We start from the raw sequence: 14,883 nt of genomic DNA, 5'->3' as shown, positions 1-14,883 counted from the left end.
CGGTTGGCGGCGTCCTTCCTTTGGTGTGCTGTCATCGCGCGGTCGCGGGACGTGGCCCTTCCGCTTGAGGTGCGCCGTGGGGCCGGGCAGGGTGGGGGCGATCTTGTCCTATTGGAGACCCCCATGCGCCTGCTGACGTTGCTTGCCGTTGTTCCCTTTGTGTTGGCTGCCTGCGGGGCGCCCGCTCCAACCGGGGGTGGGCGGGCACCGGCGGCCATTGCGGCTGGGTCCGGCGTTTGCCCCGATCCCGATCCGGTGCGCGACGGGCCTTTGGTAGATGCGATTAGAACGGGGTCGGTTGGCCCGATTGATGCCACGCTGGCCCGGAACCCTAGCGACGCTCGCGCAGTGGCGGCGAAGGCCGTTGTGGATGGGCGTACATCGGCGGACCCGAACCAACTGGCGTGTTTCGCGCCTTATTTCTGACAGGGCGACACTCTAGGCGACCCGCGAAAGGTCATTGGTTTCCCCAGCGGGAGTATGACCATTTCATGTCTCTCAAAGTTTGTTCTTCCGTGAACAGTTATCTTGCGATACGCGTTCACCCGTGAACAAACTTTGAGTCGACCGCAATGGCCCGTGCATCCGAAACAGACATGACCGAAGGGGATGAGACCCTCTTCCGCATGCTTCGGCAGCTCGATCTGGCACCTGCGGCGACCCAGCGCGCCATTGCCGCCGCCGTGGGCGTGTCCCTCGGACGGCTGAACACGCTCCTGCGTGCAGCGACGGAAGCGGGGCTCATCAAGGTCGATACGCGCCAGGGGCCAGACCGGCGCCAGCGCTTTTCGTATGTTCTCACCCCACGCGGCGCGTCGGAAAAGAACCGGCTCACCGACATCTTTCTTGCGCGGAAACTTGCGGAATATGACGCGCTCCACGAAGAGCTGACTGGAACGAACTCCGGTCTTGCTCCCCTAAAGTTCAGGGCAAAACTGATGAACACAAATCTTTCTCCCATCCCCGAATTGTATGTCAGCTATGAGAGTGCGCAGAAGCTGAAGACCGAAGCTGCCGATCTGGTCAGCTGGGATCTGACGCCGCGCCAGATTTGCGATCTGGAGCTTTTGATGAACGGGGGCTTTAACCCGCTCAAGGGCTTCCTCGGCAAAGAAGACTACGAGAGCGTCGTTGAGACCATGCGCTTGGCCGATGGTCAGCTATGGCCCATGCCCATCACCCTGGACGTGAACGAAGCCTTCGCCAAAGGCGTGGAAGAGGGGCAGGACATCGCCCTGCGCGACCAGGAAGGGGTGATCCTGGCCATTCTGTCGATCACATCGAAATACACGCCCAACAAGGCCCGCGAGGCCGAGATGGTCTTTGGCGCCGATGATCTGGCCCACCCCGCAGTCAACTACCTGCACAACACGGCAGGTGATATCTATCTGGGTGGCGCGATCACCGGCATTCAGCCGCCGATGCACTACGACTTCCGCGCGCGGCGCGATACGCCGAATGAGCTGCGCGCCTACTTCCGCAAGATGGGCTGGCGCCGGGTTGTGGCGTTCCAGACCCGCAACCCGCTGCACCGTGCCCACCAGGAACTGACCTTCCGCGCCGCGCGTGAGGCCCAGGCCAACCTGCTGATCCACCCCGTTGTGGGCATGACCAAGCCGGGCGATGTGGACCACTTCACGCGCGTGCGCTGCTATGAGGCGGTGCTGGACAAATACCAGCCATCGACCACGACCATGTCGCTTCTGAACTTGGCGATGCGCATGGCCGGTCCGCGCGAAGCGGTGTGGCACGGTATCATCCGTCGCAACCATGGCTGTACCCACATGATTGTTGGCCGCGACCACGCGGGTCCCGGCAAGAACTCCGCCGGGGAAGACTTCTACGGCCCCTATGACGCCCAGGAGCTCTTCCGCGCCCATCAGGACGACATTGGCATCGAGATGGTCGACTTCAAACACATGGTCTATGTGCAGGAGCGGGCCCAGTATGAGCCGAACGACGAAATCGCAGACCGCGACAGCGTCACGATCCTTAACATCTCGGGCACGGAACTGCGCCGCCGCTTGCGTGAAGGCCTAGAGATTCCCGAGTGGTTCTCCTTCCCGGAGGTCGTGACGGAGTTGCGCCGCACGTCGCCGCCCCGGTCCAAGCAAGGGTTCACCGTTTTCTTCACCGGTCTGTCCGGCTCCGGTAAGTCCACCATCGCGAACGCCATCATGGTCAAGCTGATGGAGATGGGCGGCCGTCCCGTCACGCTGCTGGATGGGGACATCGTGCGAAAGCACCTGTCGTCGGAGCTGACCTTCAGCAAAGAACACCGCGACATCAACATTCGCCGCATCGGCTATGTAGCCAGCGAGATCACCAAGAACGGCGGCATCGCCATCTGTGCGCCGATTGCGCCCTACACGGCCACGCGCCGCGCCGCTCGGGAGATGATCGAGGATTACGGCGCCTTCGTGGAGGTTCATGTGGCCACCTCGCTGGAGGAATGTGAGCGTCGGGACCGGAAAGGGCTCTATAAGCTGGCGCGCGAAGGGAAGATCAAGGAATTCACCGGGATCTCGGACCCCTACGAAGAGCCCGCATCCCCCGAATTGCGCGTGGATACCGAAGGCGCGGAAGTCGATAGCTGCGCGCAGCAGGTGCTTCTGAAGCTTGAGGCCATGGGTCTCATCTCCGGCTGACATCGACCGGAAAAGGTTGACGCTATTCGAGGGGGCAGTTCGCAGGGACTGCCCCCTTTTCCATTTTGCAAAGGCGCTTCCTCAGTCCCGTGGCGTTCCAAACGGATCCCTCTGGCCCTACCATGGGTTGAGTGAGAACGGGTCTCACTCGCCGCACGGGGTTCGCCCGAAATCGGCGTCAGACCGGAGCGAAAGGGAGACGAACAGCCCAATGTTATCGGACCTGAACATTTTGATCGTCGAGGATGAAGCGCTCGTCGCGATGGATCTGTCGATGATTGTCGAGGAAATGGGCGCCGCCGTCGCAGGCAAGTGCAGCACCGTCGAAGAGGCGATGACGCTTATCGACAAGGGTATCGATGCCGCGATCCTTGACGTGGAACTGGACGATGACTTGGTCTTTCCCGTCGCAGACCGTCTGATCAAGGCCGGGACGTCGGTCGTGTTTCACACCGGGCGGTGTGGTCCCGAGACCATCAAGGCCCGTTACGGCGATGACATTCCCGTTCTCGTCAAACCGACCTACGACCACATGATCGTGACGGCCCTGCAGGCGGTGAAGCGGCGCAAACTGCACTAAGGGCGCCGCATTGGGCGCCCTTGGGGTTAGTGAACGCTAACCGGTGTCAAAGAATTCTCCCGCGCGAGGGCGAAGGCCGTCCGGCGGTCGCTGGCCAAGGCAACCTGCTCTCCATCGGGCCGACAGACCGCATAAATCGCATCGAGATCATTTAGCTCTGCTTCTTCCTGCACCCGTTCCGGCAGGTCCTCGGTGGCGACCTTGCGGACATAGACGAGGGACGGAAACTTGGCGGTTGGGTCGGACGCGGCGCGGATCATTGGCTGTCTCCTTTAGGGTCGGGGCGACCGGGGCCGCTCGAAATACGGATCGTTTGAACAACGTTTTCCGGGGTGGATCGGTTCAAATCGACGTGCAGAAGGCCGTTTTCCATCGAAGCCCCAGCGACTTCGACGCCATCGGCCAAGACAAACGCACGCTGGAATTGCCGCGAGGCGATCCCGCGATGCAGGTAGACCCGATCACTGTCATCGTGGGATTTCCCGCGAATAACCAGTTGCCGATCCTCTAGGGTGATCGACAGGTCCTGTTCGGCGAAGCCTGCGACGGCGAGGGTGATCCGAAACCCGGACGCGCCGGTTTGTTCGATGTTATACGGAGGATACCCTTCGTTTCCGGTGCGCGCCGTGCGTTCGACCAGACGCTCCAACTCATCAAAGCCGAGCAGATAAGGGTGAGTGCCAAAGCCAAGTTTGCTCATGTGTCGGGTCCTTCTTGAAGCGATCCGAAAGGTCACGGCCCAAAAGCGGCACCGTTTCTCAGATACAAAAATGGGGAGCGCACGGGTCGGGCGCAAGGGCCCTGGCGGCGACGGTGTTCGCAAACCCTTTGAAACCGCGTTGGCGAGTGTTAGGGAAGCCACGCGTTCACGATCCAAGGCCGCCCCATGACCCAGCCCCCGCAGGAGATGACCCAGCAGGACATGCTGCGCGTCCGGCTGGAAGTCCTGCGGCAAGACCACCGCGACTTGGACACCGCCATCAGCGCAATCGAAGAAAGCCGCAACCCGGACATGCTGGCTGTGAAACGGTTGAAAAAGCAAAAACTCCTGCTCAAGGACCGGATCGCCCGGATTGAGGATGAGTTGACCCCAGATATCATCGCTTAGCAGGGGTTTCGAAATGACCCAGACACCACCCGTGGGCATCATCATGGGCTCCACGTCCGACTGGCCGACCATGCGCGAGGCGGCGGATATCCTGGAGGCCCTGGACGTCCCCTATGAGACGGCCATCGTCTCGGCCCACCGCACGCCCGACCGTCTCTGGGACTATGGGCGCAGCGCGGTTGATCGTGGCTTGAAGGCGATCATCGCGGGGGCCGGTGGCGCGGCGCATTTGCCTGGGATGATGGCCTCCAAAACCCGTGTGCCGGTGATCGGTGTGCCGGTCCAGACTAAGGCGTTGTCGGGCGTGGACAGCCTTTACTCCATTGTCCAAATGCCGCGCGGCTTTCCGGTGGCAACCATGGCCATCGGCGCGGCCGGGGCCGCCAACGCCGGGTTGATGGCGGCGGCGATCCTGGCCAACGGTGACGCGGCGCTTGCCAAACGGCTCGACGACTGGCGCGCGGCCCTCTCTGCCTCGATCCCAGACCGCCCAGACTGAACGCGTCGTCCCGATCGTCGTTCCCCGGTGTCCTTGGCGCCGCAATTATCCTCTGAGGTTTTCCATGATCGCACCGCTTCCCACAGGGTCCACCATCGGCATTCTCGGCGGAGGGCAGCTGGGGCGCATGCTCGCCATGGCTGCGGCGCGCCTGGGCTATCACACCCATATCTATGAGCCAGGTGACGCACCCGCGGCCCAGGTCGCGACCGCCTGGACCAAGGCCGACTATGGCGATGGCGCAGCTCTCGCCGCCTTCGCTGGCGCGGTCGATGTCATCACCTACGAGTTTGAGAACATCCCAGCGACGACCCTTGATCTGCTCGATGTCAGCCAGTCCATTCGACCCGGGCGCCAGGCACTCAGCGTCAGCCAAGACCGACTAACCGAAAAGACGTTCCTCGAATCCATTGGCTTGACCGTCGCTCCCTATCGCGATGTCCCCGACGCGGGGGCCTTGGTGGCCGCCCTCGTCGATCTGGGGACACCGGCAATCCTCAAGACCCGGCGGCTCGGCTACGATGGCAAGGGACAGGTCCGCATCGATGATAGCGCCAGCGCTGGGGCGGCGTTTGACGCCATGTCCGGTGCAGACGCGATCCTCGAAGGCGTCGTGCCGTTTTCGCGCGAAGTCTCGGTGATCGTGGCCCGTGGCCAGGACGGCGAAACAGTCTGTTTCGATCCGGGAGAAAACGTCCACAGCGGCGGCATCCTGCGAACAACCACCGTGCCCGCCGCCCTTTCGGCGGCCCAACGCACGGACGCCGCGCTGCTGGCTGGTCGCATTGCCAATGCCCTGGACTATGTGGGCGTGCTCGGCGTCGAGTTGTTCGTGACCGACGCGGGTTTGGTGGTCAATGAGATCGCCCCCCGCGTGCATAATTCCGGTCACTGGACACAGGCCGGATGCGCCGTTGATCAGTTCGAACAACATATTCGCGCGGTCGTAGGCCTCCCCCTGGGCGACGGGCGGCGCATCGCCGATGTCGTGATGGAGAACCTGATCGGCGACGACGTGGATCGCCTGCCCGACCTGCTGCGCGCGCCGGACACCCAGGTGCATCTCTACGGCAAGTCCGAGGTCCGCGCTGGCCGTAAGATGGGGCATGCGAACCGCATCGTGCGCTAGCGACGTCTCCCCGCGCGCGAACCGGTCGTATCACCTCGTGCGCCCATTTCGATGTTCCCCAAATATGCAGTCGCGCTCCAGCGGCCCCGAGCGCCTTCGTACCCGTATCTCGCCCCCAACACCCACGATCATCAAACGATGCCGGTTCTGACTTCACCCTGGCGGCGATTGTCGGTAACGCAGCCGCCATGACCGATAGACCCCATCGCAACTTCTATGGCCGCCGAAAGGGCAAGCAGCTCAAAGCGTCCCATGAGCGCTATATGAGCGAGGATCTGGCCGCTCTGTCCCCAGGTCCCGTGAGTTGGGAAGAAAACCCCGAGCGCCTGCCCCTGGACCTCGACCGGCTCTTTGGCGGACGCGATGTCTGGTTGGAGGTAGGCTTCGGCGGGGGCGAGCATCTGATCCACCAGGCCGTCTGCAACCCAGACGTGGGGATCATCGGGGCAGAACCCTACATCAACGGTGTGGCGATGTTGCTGGGTAAGCTTCGGCAATCGGGGGCCACGAACCTGCGCATTCATCCCGGCGATGCCAGGGATCTGTTCGACGTTCTACCGCCCAGCTCCCTGTCGCGGGCGTTTTTGCTCTACCCCGACCCCTGGCCAAAGGCACGCCACCACCGTCGCCGGTTTGTGACGCCAGAACATCTGGAGCCATTGGCTCGGTGCTTGAAGCCCGGCGCTATTTTCCGGGTGGCCACGGATATCGAGGATTACGTACGCCAGACCCTCGAAGAAGTGCCGCGGGCGGGCTTCACCCGCGTGGACCACGATATAGCGACGCCTTGGGCGGATTGGACGCGCACCCGGTATGAGGCCAAGGCGCTGCGCGAGCGGCGCGCGCCGAACTACGTCACGTTTACGCGAAACGGCTGAGCAGACTATTCAACGAATAGTCTTGCTGGACGGTCTTCCGATCACCGCGGCACGTTCCAGGTGGCACCGGGGGGCAGGGCGCGGAACACGTCGAGGGGTAGATCTTCGGCGGCCAGCGCGGCAGAGAGGCGCGCGGGCGGTTCGTCCCGCGCTTCGTTCGTCAATTGAAACGTCCCCCAATGGTGGGCCAGGCCCCATTTGGCGCCGCTGGCGATCAACCCGGCCACGGCCTCCTCTGGGTTCTGGTGCTGATCACGCATGAACCAGCGGGGGGCATAGGCGCCGATGGGCAAGATTGCCAAGCGGTAGGGACCGTGGGCAGCGGCGGCGGTGTAGGGGCGGCCCTGGTCGTAGCCCGTGTCACCGATGTGCAGGATCTTTCCGGCTGGCGTCTCCAAAACAAAAGATGCCCAAAGCGCCATGGACCGGTCCCGCGTGCCCCGCGCCGACCAGTGGTGGCAGGGCAACAGCCTCACCCGCAGGTCTGGTAGCTCCAGAACCTCGCCCCAATCGCCTGCGCGTGCGTCGATGCCAGGGATCTCATCGCGCAACAGGGCGTCGTTGCCCAAGGGCGTCAGGACGGGCATCGCAAAGCGGTCGTGCAGCCGGCGCAGGGTCGCCACGTCAAGATGGTCGTAGTGGTTGTGGCTGATCAGGACGGCATCGATGGGCGGCAAGGCGTCAAAGGCCACCCCTGGGGCGGTTACCCTGGCTGGACCCGCGAACGAAAAGGGGCTGGCACGCTGGGACCAGACGGGGTCCGTCAAGAGATTCAGACCAGCGACTTGGATCAGCACGCTGGCGTGCCCGATCATCGTCACTTGGAGGTCCGAGACCCGCTCGCTGGGGGCCGTTTGGGTGATGCCGACGCTATCGGGCCAATCGGCGCGGTCCCCGCCCAGTTGCCATTTCAGCAGATCGCCAAACCCCTTGGGGTCGGTGCCCCCTGGGTTGAAAAAGCGGGTTCCGTCGAAATGGTCGGACGGCGGGCCGGAGTAATAGGGGTTTGCGGATCCGGTGCGTTGAATGGCACAGGCAGCGGCGCCCAAAAGGCCCGTCAGACCGGCAATGGATAGGAAGCGTCTGCGTTTCATTCCACGCCACATAGGGTGGTTGCACTGCCGCGCCCAGGGGGAAGGCAGCGGTTGGGTCTGGACGCAGCGGCGGGCGGGGGCTAGGCCGTGGCCGCGATACGCCGAGGAGACCGCCATGAGCCATGGACCCAGCCGCCCCCTGACCGCCCGCGCCGCCGGGCCCCTCCGGGGTGAGGCCAACGTGCCGGGCGACAAGTCGATTTCCCACCGGGCCTTGATCTTGGGGGCGATGGCAGAGGGTGAGACGCGCGTCACCGGCTTGCTCGAAGGCCAGGACGTTTTGGACACCGGGCGGGCCATGCGCGCCTTCGGCGCCCAGGTCGACAAGCAGGGCGATACCTGGGTCGTGCAGGGTGTCGGCGTCGGTGGGCTGATGGAACCGGAAGATCTGATCGACTGCGGCAATTCTGGCACCGGCGTGCGCCTCTTGATGGGCGCGGCGGCAACCCATGGGTTTTCCGTGACTTACACCGGGGATGCCTCGCTGCGGAAGCGGCCCATGGCGCGGGTCACGGACCCTTTGGCGCTGTTCGGGGCGCAGGCCTATGGCCGCTCCGGCGGGCGCTTGCCCATGACGGTCGTCGGGGCCTCTGAGCCGGTGCCTGTGCGCTACGCGACGCCCGTTCCTTCCGCCCAGGTGAAATCGGCGGTCTTGCTGGCGGGCCTGAACGCCCCGGGCGAGACGGTCGTGATCGAGCGGGAGGCGACCCGGGACCATAGTGAGCGGATGCTCACGGGGTTCGGTGCCGAGGTCTCGGTCGAGCAAACGGCCGAGGGCCGGGTTATCACTCTGCAGGGGCAGCCGACCCTCCGACCACAGGCGATCGTCGTGCCCCGGGATCCATCCTCGGCGGCTTTTCCCGTCTGCGCGGCGCTGATCGTCCCAGGCTCCGACGTGCTTGTGCCCAACATTGGCCTGAACCCCACCCGCGCGGGTCTGTTTGAGACCCTGCGCGATATGGGCGCCGATCTGACCTATGAAAACCCGCGCGAAGAGGGCGGGGAGCCGGTGGCCGACCTGCGTGCGCGCTTCTCGCCCAACTTGCGGGGGATCGAGGTGCCGCCGGAGCGCGCCGCCTCCATGATCGACGAATATCCGATCCTCTCGGTGGTTGCCTCCCAAGCCGAAGGAACCACCGTCATGCGCGGTGTCGCCGAATTGCGCGTGAAGGAATGTGATCGCATCGATGCCATGGCCACGGGTCTGCGCGCTTGCGGGATCGACGTCCGCGACGGCGACGATTGGTGGGAGGTCGATGGCCGCGGCCCCGGTGGTCTGCGCGGTGGGGCGACGGTTGCGATTCATCTCGACCACCGCATCGCCATGTCCTTCCTGGTGGCGGGTATGGCGTCGGCCGAGGCCATTACCGTTGACGACGCCGGTCCGATTGCCACGTCCTTTCCGATCTTTGAGGATCTGATGGGATCGCTGGGCGCGCAGTTCGACAGCGTCGCCGACTGAGACCGGAGCGCCAGCCACCGGGTTGGCGAACAACAGAGAGGCACCGAGATGGGATTTGTCGTGGCAATCGACGGGCCGGCAGCGGCGGGCAAGGGCACGATCAGTCGGGCCGTTGCCGACCACTTCGGGTTTCAGCACCTCGATACGGGTTTGCTGTACCGGGCCGTTGGCGCACGCGTTCAGGCCGGTGAAGACCCCATCGCCGCCGCGCGGACATTGACCCCCAACGATTTGGAGCGACCGGACCTGCGCACACCCGAGATCGCCGCCGCCGCAAGCCGTGTGGCGACGGACCCTGCGTTGCGGGAGGCCCTGGTGGCGTTTCAGCGGAGCTTTTGCGCGCTGCCCCAGGGTGCAGTTCTGGATGGACGCGACATTTGCACCGTGATTTGCCCCGATGCCGAGGTGAAGTTCTATGTGACAGCGGCCCCAGAGGTTCGCGCGGAACGGCGCTTTGCGGAGCTGTCTGGCAAGGGGATGGCGGTGACCCAGGCCCAGGTGCTAGAGGATGTGCTGGCCCGCGATGCCCGTGACATGTGCCGCGCGGACGCGCCCCTTGTGGCCGCGCCGGATGCGACAATCCTCGACACTTCCGACATGTCCATCGCCGAGGCCGTCGCGTCCGCCATTGCCGTGGTCGACAAGGTGCGCGCACCGTCATCATAAGGCGGTTGCCGCCGGGTGGCGCCTGTCACCTCACCGTTTTGTGGTTTCCCTCAGTACAGGTTGGCTCCTAGCCTTTGGCGCAACAGCCAAGAGGTGCGCCCATGTTGTCCAAATCCCCGATCACCCGGAGTTTCCAAGGGGCATCTCTGGTCCGATCCCGGCGCTCCGTCTGGGCATGTGCGGCGGCGCTTCTTCTGGCGTGTCAGCTGCTCGCTGCGCCCGCTGGGGCGCAGGACGCACCGCCCGTGGTCGATATGACCCTGACCCGCATGGAGACCGTCCTGACGCGGCTGGATCCTGCGTTGGAACGTGCAGGCGGAGCCTTTCGGATGACGGTGGAGGATGTTCCCGTCCTGGTCATTACCGATCCGACCGCCGACCGGATGCGGGCCATGGTCCCTATCCGCTCCGCAGAAGGGCTGAAACCCGAGGACCTGACGCGAATGATGCAGGCCAATTTCGACAGCGCTCTGGACGCACGCTATGCCGTGGCAGAGGGGCGCGTTTGGGCCGTCTTCATCCATCCGCTCTCTCCCTTGCGAGACGATCAACTGGTGTCGGGCATCGGTCAGACGGTGAACACGGCGCTCAGCTATGGAACGCTGTTTTCGTCGGGCGCCGGGCAATTTGGGCGCGGCGACAGTCAAAAAGCCCAGCGGGAGTTGTTGGAGCGCCTGCAACGCCAGGGCCGCGACATCTGATTGGTTGAAGCGGGAAGGCCGTCGGGGCACGGTCGCGCCATGACCGATCCGAAAATCACCTGCCCCTCTTGTTCTGCTGAAATCGCGCTGACCGAATCGTTGGCGGGACCCCTACTTGCCCAGACCCGGCGGGAGGCTGCGGCCCGCCAGCAGGCCGCGCTTGCCGACCAGAAGGCGGCAATCGAAGCCGCAGCGACCCAGGCCGCCGAAGCCGCCCAGGCCGCGCGCTTGGCCGAAATCCAAGAGGCCGCGCAGGCCCGCGAGGCGGAGGTTGCGGCCCTCCAATCCCGCGCCAAGGCCCAGGAGGCCAAGCTGGCCGAAGCGCAAAAGGCCCAGGCCGCCGCTCTGGCACGGGAAGCGCTCCTCGCCGAGCGGGAACGGGAAATGGACCTGACGATTCAAAAGCAAGTCGCCGCACAGACGGAGGCTGCGCGCCAGAAACTGCGCGTCCAAGCTGAGGCGCTTGCCGCAGAACGATTGGCGGCGGAACAGGAAAAAGCGCAGTTGATCCTGGCAGAGAAGGACCAGAAATTGCTGGGCCTCACCCGTCAGATAGAGGTGCTCCAAAGAAAGCTTGAACAGGGCAGCCAACAACAACAGGGCGAGGCGGCGGAAGTCGTCCTGGAGCACCACTTGGCCCGCGCCTTTCCCATGGATTCCGTCGAAGAGGTGCCCAAGGGCATTCGCGGCGCCGATTGCCTTTTGCGAGTCGGCATGGCGGGCACCATCCTGTGGGAATCAAAGCGTACGGCCAATTGGTCGGCGGCATGGCTGCCGAAACTCCGCGATGACATGCGTGCGGCGGGGGCTGATCTCTGCGTCCTTGTGTCGGACGTGCGGCCCGACGGGGTCGAAACCTTTGCCCATCTCGATGGCGTTTGGGTCGCGGCGCCGCGCTATGCGGTTCCCCTGGCCCATGTGCTGCGCGATGGTCTGATGCGCGTGGCCGAGGCCCGCGGTGTGCGAGAGGGGCAGGCGACCAAGACCGAAATGCTCTATGATTACCTGACGGATGGTCGGTTCCGCGCGCGCTTAGAGGCAGCGGTCGAGCCATTCCGCGCCCTGGAGGAGGCCCTGGCCAAGGAAAAGCGGCACATGACCGCCCAATGGGCCGCGCGGGAGAAGCAGCTGGAAAAGGCACAGATTGCCATGGCCGGGATGTATGGCGACATCCGTGGGATCGCTGGCGGTGCGGTCGCTCAAATCGAGGCGTTTGAGCCGGACCTTTTGGACGGCGCATGATGGGGGCTGCCTATGCCTATCGGTCGGGCGCGGATACCCTGGTCGGCTATCGCGCCCGTCCGAAGATACCTAACGGTGCGGGTCTTCTGATCGCGCCCGCCTTTGCGGGCTTGCGGGATTTTGAGATGGCCCAGGCGGAGGCTTGGGCCGCCCGTGACTATGAGGTTTTGGCCGTGGATTACTACGGTGACGGATGGTGGACCGATCGGGCAGAGGCAGCTTGGGCACGGCTGCAAGAGGTTCAGGCGGACCGCGCGACGTTCTGCGCCCGGATGCAAGCGGTAGAGGCCGAGGTTCGGGGGGGTCCGCGTCGCGTCGGCGCGTTTGGGTTTTCTTTGGGCGGCAAGGCCGTGCTCGATTTGGCACGGTCGGGCGGTGCGGATGCGGTTGCGTCCCTCCATGGGCTCTACGACCCGCCGGGCACGCCCAATTACAGGATGCCGCCTGTCCTGCTGTGCCACGGGTGGGATGATCCGCTGGCCACGCCAGAGCAGTTCGCAGAGATGACGCGGGAGTTGGACGCCCATTGTGATGACTGGCATGCGCTCACCTCTGGCGGCACCGGTCATGCCTTTACCAATCCGGGATCGCAGGCAGACGGGCAACCGAACGCGGACTACGCTGCGCGATCCGCCCAAAGGGCCTGGGCTGCGACGGAGCGGTTCTTGGCGGAGCATTTGCGGGGTTAACCGGGCCTTTACCATCGGGTGGCAGGAACTGGGGATGCAAACGCATTTAGATCCGGAACGGGTGTTGGGCCGAATGTTTTCCACCGGCAAGGTCGCTAAGGGCGGTGTGTTCCATCGCGCCGTGCGGGACGTGGACCGCCTCGTGGGGCGGGACCGCTTTCTGATGGAGTTGGACCGGCGCGGGTTTCAGTGTTTGGAGAATGGCGGACAGTTTGTAGTGTTCTGCAACCGGGAGCCCGTCCGCCGGATTCGGTAGTGCCCGTGGGACGCTGGCGGAGCGCCGGTGGACCGGCGCTCGGTCGCGGGTGGACCCGCGACGCCGCCCGTTGCAAACCACGCGCAATTCCGTCATATGGCGCGCGTCACCCGACAGCGCGCTGCATTTCCGGATTCGACCGGATCGCTTTCGCTTTCACCCGACCAATCTAAGACCGGCGGAGACAACCGCACGGCCAGTCAAACCGAACCAAAGGAAACACACAGCCACATGGCTCAAAATGCATCCATGGAGGAGTTCGAGGCCCTCCTGAACGAAAGCCTCGAAATCGACACGCCCACCGAAGGGTCGGTCGTCAAGGGTAAGGTCATCGCCATCGAGGCGGGCCAAGCCATCATCGACGTCGGCTATAAGATGGAAGGCCGTGTCGAACTCAAAGAATTCGCGAATCCCGGCGAAGCCCCCGAGATCGAAGTTGGCGATGAGGTCGAAGTCTACCTCCGCAACGTCGAAAACGCCCGCGGCGAAGCTGTCATCTCGCGCGAAATGGCCCGCCGTGAGGCCGCATGGGACCGCCTGGAAGAAGCCTATGGCAAGGAAGAGCGCGTCGAGGGCGCCATCTTCGGCCGCGTCAAGGGTGGCTTCACGGTCGACCTCGGCGGTGCTGTGGCCTTCCTGCCCGGCTCTCAGGTTGACGTGCGCCCCGTGCGCGACGCGGGTCCCTTGATGGGCCTCAAGCAGCCGTTCCAGATCCTGAAGATGGACCGTCGCCGCGGCAACATCGTTGTCTCGCGCCGCGCCATCCTGGAGGAGAGCCGTGCCGAGCAGCGTGCCGAGGTCATCGGCAACCTGGCCGAAGGTCAGACCGTCGACGGCGTCGTCAAGAACATCACCGAGTACGGCGCCTTCGTCGACCTGGGTGGCGTTGACGGCTTGCTGCACGTCACCGACATGGCCTGGCGCCGCGTCAACGACCCGCGCGAGATCCTGTCGATCGGCGAGACCGTCAAGGTCCAGGTCATCAAGATCAACAAAGACACGCACCGCATCAGCCTGGGCATGAAGCAGCTCCAGGACGATCCGTGGGACACGGTCATCGCCAAGTATCCGCTGGATTCGGTGCACCAGGGCCGCGTCACGAATATCACCGACTACGGTGCCTTCGTGGAGCTGGAAGCTGGCGTCGAAGGCCTGGTCCACGTCTCCGAAATGTCCTGGACGAAGAAGAACGTCCATCCGGGCAAGATCGTGTCCACCTCGCAAGAGGTTGAGGTCATGGTCCTGGAGATCGACACCGCCAAGCGCCGCGTGTCGCTGGGTCTCAAGCAGACCATGCGCAACCCGTGGGAAGTCTTTGCCGAGACGCACCCCGAGGGCACGCAGGTCGAGGGCGAGGTCAAGAACATCACCGAATTCGGTCTGTTCGTGGGTCTGCCCGGCGACATCGACGGCATGGTCCACCTGTCGGATCTGACCTGGGAAGGCCGTGGCGAGGACGTCATCGGCGACTACCGCAAAGGCGACATCGTCAAGGCGGTCGTGTCCGAGGTCGACACCGACAAGGAGCGCATCAGCTTGTCCATCAAGGCGGCTGACGGCGACCCCTATGCTGAAGCCATCGGCGGCGTGAAGCGCGGCTCGATCATCACCGTTGAGGTCACCAAGATCGAAGATGGTGGCATCGAAGTCGAGTACGAGGGCATGAAGTCCTTCATTCGCCGCTCCGACCTGGCCCGCGACCGTCAAGACCAGCGCCCCGAGCGCTTTGGCGTTGGCGACAAGCTGGACGTGCGCGTCACCAACGTGGATGCTAAGTCGCGTCGCTTGGGTCTGTCGATTAAAGCACGTGAGATCGCCGAAGAGAAAGAGGCCGTGCAGCAGTATGGCTCCTCCGACTCCGGTGCGTCGCTCGGCGATATCTTGGGCGCCGCGCTCAAGGGCGACGAGTGATCCAAGATCTGATCGACTAA

The 14,883-nt window shown here is 64.2% G+C and carries 17 protein-coding genes; 14 read left to right on the top strand and 3 right to left on the bottom strand.

The annotated features are described in order from the left end of the window. The first annotated feature begins 3 nt into the window (after positions 1-3). The 3 genes from K5R33_RS07720 (at position 4) to K5R33_RS07710 (ending at position 3,228) form a co-directional block, all read left to right on the top strand. Complete coding sequence (locus tag K5R33_RS07720) at positions 4-426, top strand: hypothetical protein (RefSeq protein ID WP_220748420.1); 423 nt, start codon at positions 4-6, stop codon at positions 424-426. 146 nt (positions 427-572) lie between these two features. Next, positions 573-2,648, top strand: coding sequence for a bifunctional sulfate adenylyltransferase/adenylylsulfate kinase (locus K5R33_RS07715; RefSeq protein ID WP_220748419.1), 2,076 nt, complete (start codon positions 573-575; stop codon positions 2,646-2,648). Between the two features lie 211 nt (positions 2,649-2,859). Then, on the top strand, positions 2,860-3,228 hold the full coding sequence (locus K5R33_RS07710) for a response regulator (protein ID WP_220748418.1): 369 nt from the start codon (positions 2,860-2,862) through the stop codon (positions 3,226-3,228). A gap of 26 nt (positions 3,229-3,254) precedes the next feature. Here K5R33_RS07710 and K5R33_RS07705 read toward each other — a convergent pair whose 3' ends face one another. Both K5R33_RS07705 and K5R33_RS07700 read right to left on the bottom strand, forming a co-directional pair. After that, positions 3,255-3,488 (bottom strand): DUF1150 family protein, encoded by a 234-nt coding sequence (locus K5R33_RS07705; RefSeq protein ID WP_220748417.1) that lies wholly within the window; start codon positions 3,486-3,488, stop codon positions 3,255-3,257. After that, positions 3,485-3,928, bottom strand: a complete 444-nt coding sequence (locus tag K5R33_RS07700; protein WP_220748416.1) for an Hsp20 family protein — start codon at positions 3,926-3,928, stop codon at positions 3,485-3,487. Before K5R33_RS07700 ends, K5R33_RS07705 begins: the two co-directional genes overlap by 4 nt. 186 nt (positions 3,929-4,114) lie before the next feature. On the opposite strand from K5R33_RS07700, the gene K5R33_RS07695 reads away from it, so the two are divergent. The 4 genes from K5R33_RS07695 to trmB all read left to right on the top strand — a co-directional run bounded on the left by K5R33_RS07695 (position 4,115) and on the right by trmB (position 6,842). Next, complete coding sequence (locus K5R33_RS07695) at positions 4,115-4,336, top strand: YdcH family protein (RefSeq protein ID WP_220748415.1); 222 nt, start codon at positions 4,115-4,117, stop codon at positions 4,334-4,336. A gap of 13 nt (positions 4,337-4,349) precedes the next feature. Continuing rightward, positions 4,350-4,835, top strand: a complete 486-nt coding sequence (purE, locus tag K5R33_RS07690) for a 5-(carboxyamino)imidazole ribonucleotide mutase (RefSeq protein ID WP_220748414.1) — start codon at positions 4,350-4,352, stop codon at positions 4,833-4,835. Positions 4,836-4,899: 64 nt separating this feature from the next. Continuing rightward, complete coding sequence (locus K5R33_RS07685; RefSeq protein WP_220748413.1) at positions 4,900-5,964, top strand: 5-(carboxyamino)imidazole ribonucleotide synthase; 1,065 nt, start codon at positions 4,900-4,902, stop codon at positions 5,962-5,964. Between the two features lie 188 nt (positions 5,965-6,152). Then, positions 6,153-6,842, top strand: a complete 690-nt coding sequence (gene trmB, locus K5R33_RS07680; RefSeq protein ID WP_220748412.1) for a tRNA (guanine(46)-N(7))-methyltransferase TrmB — start codon at positions 6,153-6,155, stop codon at positions 6,840-6,842. 41 nt (positions 6,843-6,883) lie between these two features. On the opposite strand, the gene K5R33_RS07675 is transcribed toward trmB, so the two are convergent. Beyond that, positions 6,884-7,936, bottom strand: coding sequence for an MBL fold metallo-hydrolase (locus tag K5R33_RS07675; RefSeq protein WP_220748411.1), 1,053 nt, complete (start codon positions 7,934-7,936; stop codon positions 6,884-6,886). A 115-nt stretch (positions 7,937-8,051) separates the two neighbouring features. Between K5R33_RS07675 and aroA the strand changes: the two genes are divergently transcribed. From aroA to rpsA, 7 genes are all read left to right on the top strand, one after another. Further along, positions 8,052-9,398 (top strand): 3-phosphoshikimate 1-carboxyvinyltransferase, encoded by a 1,347-nt coding sequence (gene aroA / locus K5R33_RS07670; RefSeq protein WP_220748410.1) that lies wholly within the window; start codon positions 8,052-8,054, stop codon positions 9,396-9,398. Positions 9,399-9,446: 48 nt separating this feature from the next. After that, positions 9,447-10,064 (top strand): (d)CMP kinase, encoded by a 618-nt coding sequence (locus K5R33_RS07665; protein ID WP_220748409.1) that lies wholly within the window; start codon positions 9,447-9,449, stop codon positions 10,062-10,064. A gap of 101 nt (positions 10,065-10,165) precedes the next feature. Beyond that, positions 10,166-10,765: a polysaccharide deacetylase family protein gene (locus K5R33_RS07660; RefSeq protein ID WP_255576217.1), complete on the top strand. Its 600-nt coding sequence runs from the start codon at positions 10,166-10,168 to the stop codon at positions 10,763-10,765. A gap of 39 nt (positions 10,766-10,804) precedes the next feature. Continuing rightward, positions 10,805-12,007, top strand: a complete 1,203-nt coding sequence (locus tag K5R33_RS07655) for a DUF2130 domain-containing protein (protein WP_220748408.1) — start codon at positions 10,805-10,807, stop codon at positions 12,005-12,007. Next, positions 12,004-12,696 carry a dienelactone hydrolase family protein gene (locus K5R33_RS07650; protein WP_220748407.1) on the top strand — a complete coding sequence of 231 codons (693 nt, stop codon included), beginning with the start codon at positions 12,004-12,006 and terminating at the stop codon, positions 12,694-12,696. Before K5R33_RS07655 ends, K5R33_RS07650 begins: the two co-directional genes overlap by 4 nt. A 34-nt stretch (positions 12,697-12,730) precedes the next feature. Continuing rightward, the gene (locus tag K5R33_RS07645; protein WP_220748406.1) at positions 12,731-12,952 is read left to right on the top strand and encodes an N-(5'-phosphoribosyl)anthranilate isomerase; all 222 of its coding nucleotides are present in this window, start codon (positions 12,731-12,733) and stop codon (positions 12,950-12,952) included. Positions 12,953-13,048: 96 nt separating this feature from the next. Then, positions 13,049-14,863, top strand: coding sequence for a 30S ribosomal protein S1 (rpsA, locus tag K5R33_RS07640; RefSeq protein WP_255576245.1), 1,815 nt, complete (start codon positions 13,049-13,051; stop codon positions 14,861-14,863). Positions 14,864-14,883: the final 20 nt, after the last annotated feature.

The organism is Jannaschia pagri (assembly GCF_019655435.1).
GTDB lineage: Bacteria > Pseudomonadota > Alphaproteobacteria > Rhodobacterales > Rhodobacteraceae > Jannaschia > Jannaschia pagri.
The sequence above is the reverse complement of the archived record's forward strand: the minus strand, read 5'-3'. Positions and strand labels throughout refer to the sequence as shown.

What these genes read in the sequence shown, in the direction of transcription:
- K5R33_RS07675 (WP_220748411.1), bottom strand. Translation starts at nt 7,936, where the DNA reads ATGAAACGCAGACGCTTCCTATCCATTGCCGGTCTGACGGGCCTTTTG.
- purE (WP_220748414.1), top strand. Translation starts at nt 4,350, where the DNA reads ATGACCCAGACACCACCCGTGGGCATCATCATGGGCTCCACGTCCGAC.
- K5R33_RS07650 (WP_220748407.1), top strand. Translation starts at nt 12,004, where the DNA reads ATGATGGGGGCTGCCTATGCCTATCGGTCGGGCGCGGATACCCTGGTC.
- aroA (WP_220748410.1), top strand. Translation starts at nt 8,052, where the DNA reads ATGAGCCATGGACCCAGCCGCCCCCTGACCGCCCGCGCCGCCGGGCCC.
- K5R33_RS07695 (WP_220748415.1), top strand. Translation starts at nt 4,115, where the DNA reads ATGACCCAGCCCCCGCAGGAGATGACCCAGCAGGACATGCTGCGCGTC.
- K5R33_RS07685 (WP_220748413.1), top strand. Translation starts at nt 4,900, where the DNA reads ATGATCGCACCGCTTCCCACAGGGTCCACCATCGGCATTCTCGGCGGA.
- K5R33_RS07665 (WP_220748409.1), top strand. Translation starts at nt 9,447, where the DNA reads ATGGGATTTGTCGTGGCAATCGACGGGCCGGCAGCGGCGGGCAAGGGC.
- rpsA (WP_255576245.1), top strand. Translation starts at nt 13,049, where the DNA reads ATGGCGCGCGTCACCCGACAGCGCGCTGCATTTCCGGATTCGACCGGA.
- K5R33_RS07710 (WP_220748418.1), top strand. Translation starts at nt 2,860, where the DNA reads ATGTTATCGGACCTGAACATTTTGATCGTCGAGGATGAAGCGCTCGTC.
- K5R33_RS07660 (WP_255576217.1), top strand. Translation starts at nt 10,166, where the DNA reads ATGTTGTCCAAATCCCCGATCACCCGGAGTTTCCAAGGGGCATCTCTG.
- K5R33_RS07655 (WP_220748408.1), top strand. Translation starts at nt 10,805, where the DNA reads ATGACCGATCCGAAAATCACCTGCCCCTCTTGTTCTGCTGAAATCGCG.
- K5R33_RS07705 (WP_220748417.1), bottom strand. Translation starts at nt 3,488, where the DNA reads ATGATCCGCGCCGCGTCCGACCCAACCGCCAAGTTTCCGTCCCTCGTC.
- K5R33_RS07715 (WP_220748419.1), top strand. Translation starts at nt 573, where the DNA reads ATGGCCCGTGCATCCGAAACAGACATGACCGAAGGGGATGAGACCCTC.
- K5R33_RS07645 (WP_220748406.1), top strand. Translation starts at nt 12,731, where the DNA reads ATGCAAACGCATTTAGATCCGGAACGGGTGTTGGGCCGAATGTTTTCC.
- trmB (WP_220748412.1), top strand. Translation starts at nt 6,153, where the DNA reads ATGACCGATAGACCCCATCGCAACTTCTATGGCCGCCGAAAGGGCAAG.
- K5R33_RS07700 (WP_220748416.1), bottom strand. Translation starts at nt 3,928, where the DNA reads ATGAGCAAACTTGGCTTTGGCACTCACCCTTATCTGCTCGGCTTTGAT.